The sequence below is a fragment of the Saccharopolyspora sp. NPDC045839 genome, assembly GCF_056431645.1.
In genome coordinates this window covers 52572-54829 of record NZ_JBWKKH010000050.1, presented here as the reverse complement: position 1 = coordinate 54829, position 2258 = coordinate 52572, and the positions used below count along the sequence as shown (strand labels likewise).

General features: G+C 72.1%; 1 protein-coding gene. It reads right to left on the bottom strand.

From position 1 onward, the window contains the following. Positions 1–199: 199 nt before the first annotated feature. Positions 200–2137: a sigma-70 family RNA polymerase sigma factor gene (locus AC07EQ_RS40260; protein WP_478393051.1), complete on the bottom strand. Its 1938-nt coding sequence runs from the start codon at positions 2135–2137 to the stop codon at positions 200–202. Positions 2138–2258 lie beyond the last annotated feature (121 nt).

Genomic DNA, 2258 nt, shown 5'->3' with positions numbered 1-2258 from the left:
CTTCGGCTGAGCCATCCCACGCTCCTCCACAAGCAAACGTGATCAACTCCAGCCACCACCTTGCCACAACAAGATCATTATGCAAGGACCCCTTAGGCAAAATTGGAACCAGCCTCGCCGAAGTCGCGCCTGTCGCCGGCGCCGGGGACGTTCCGATTTCAGGCGAAATTGCGATTGTCTCGGTGGGGCGGGTTTCCTTTCAGGGGCGGGGTTTCAGCCGGCGGAGGGTGTAGCCGTCGCCGGCCGGGTCCAGGGCCGCGGTGGCTCGCTTGAACAGGTACTCGGCTCGTTCGTAGGACAGGCGGCTTCGCCCCGTCTCCGGACACAGGTCGCCGTCCCGGGGCGTCCGGGACGGCCCGGGCCTGCGATCGGTCAGGAACAGCGGGCCCCGGGTGCGGCCCGCCACCAGCTCGGGGAGCAGCGCGGCCGCGCCGGATCGCCAGCTCACCCAGGCGCCGGCCGCCCGGGCGCGGCGGTCGTCCAGGTCCAGGTCCTCGACGTCCAGGGACAGGACCGCCGTCACCGCGGCCCCGGATTCGTGCAGCAGCCGCCACAAGGTGCGTTCCCGCAGCGGGATCCCGGGACGGTTCCAGATCTCGTCGAGCTGCGCGGGGTCGATCGGCAGCGCCGGGGAGCGGGTTTCGGCGCGGCGGTCCAGGTCCGCCGCCAGATCGTCCAGGCCCGCCCAGGCACCGAACGACCGGATCGCCGCTCGGTGCCGGTTCCACGTCTTCGCCGCCGCCGAGCCCCATGCCGTCCCGAACACCCTCGCCACGTGCTCGGCGGTCAGGTCGGCCAGCGGCCGATCCCCCAGGGCAAGGCGGAGCCGTCGCAGGGTCTGCCCGTAGGAGCGGATCGTCGCGGCGTTCAGCTCGTCGCGCGCCAGGAACTCCTCGACCGCCACCCCTAGCGTTGGGCTGGAATCACCGCTGCCGGCGAGCCCTTCCGCGCGGCGGAGCAGGAAAGCTCGTTCTGCGCTGTTCTGAGTGAGCGCCGCGGCCCGCTCGAACTCGAACTTCGCCTCTCCTCCGCGCCCGAGCCGCGCCAGGAGGTCGCCCCGGACGCTGGGCAGCAAGTGGTAGTTCTGCAGAACCGGGTCGGCGCCCAACGAATCGACCAGCGCGAGCCCGGCGTCCGGCCCGCGCGCCATGCCGACCGCCACAGCCTTGTTGAGCTGCACGATCGGCGTCGGCAACAGCCGGGACAACGCTTCGTAGAGCGCCGCGATCTGCGCCCAGTCGGTGTCCTCGGCGGTCCGCGCTCGCGCGTGGCACACGGCAATCGCGGCCTGCAGCACGTACGGGCCGGGAGTGCCGCCGATCTCCCGCGCTCGCAGCAGCGCGGCGAAGCCTCGGCGGATGAGCAACTGATCCCAGCGCCCCCGGTTCTGCTCGTGCAGCTGGACGGGCTCCCCCGACGGGCCGGTGCGCGCGGCAGATCGCGACTCCTGGATCTCCATCAGCGCGACCAGCCCGTGCACCTCGGCCTCGTGCGGCGCCAGCTCGGCGAGCAACCGCCCCAGCCGCAGCGCCTCCTTGCAGAGCCCGGGGCGCAACAGGTCGTCGCCGGCGGTCGCCGAGTACCCCTCGTTGAAGATCAGGTAGACGACGCCGAGCACCGATGAGATGCGATCGGCCAGCTCCGGTCCGTCCGGGAGGTCGAACGGCACTTGCTCCTGGGCCAGGGTCCGCTTCGCCGCGGCGATCCGCCGGGCGATCTGCGGCTCGCTGACGAGGAATGCCCGGGCGATCTCCGCGGCCGTCAGGCCACCGAGCAGCCGGAGCGTCAGCGCGACCCGCTCCCGCATCGGCAGCACCGGGTGGCAGGAGAGGAACATCAGCCGCAGCACGTCGTCGTGTTCGAGGTCCTGCTGCTGTTCCTGCTCGTGCGCCAGCTGCTCGTGCTTCTCCTCCAGGCGGCGGGACCGCCGGATGTGGTCGATGGCGCGGCGCTTGGCGATGGCCATCAGCCAGGCACCCGGGTTGTCCGGGATGCCTGCGGGCCATTGCTCCAGCGCGGCCACGAGCGCGTCCTGGGCCAGCTCCTCGGCAAGGCCGACGTCGTGCACGAGCCGCGTGAGCCCGGCGATGATCCGAGCCGATTCGAGCTTCCAGATCGCGTCGACGGTGCGCCGCACGGCGGGTGCGGGGGCCCCGGGGGGGGGGGGGGGGGGGGGGGGGTGGGGGGGGGGGGGAGGAGGGGGGGGGGGGGGGGGGGAAGCAAACTGGCGCCCTATCACGGACAACGCACAAGTTGCG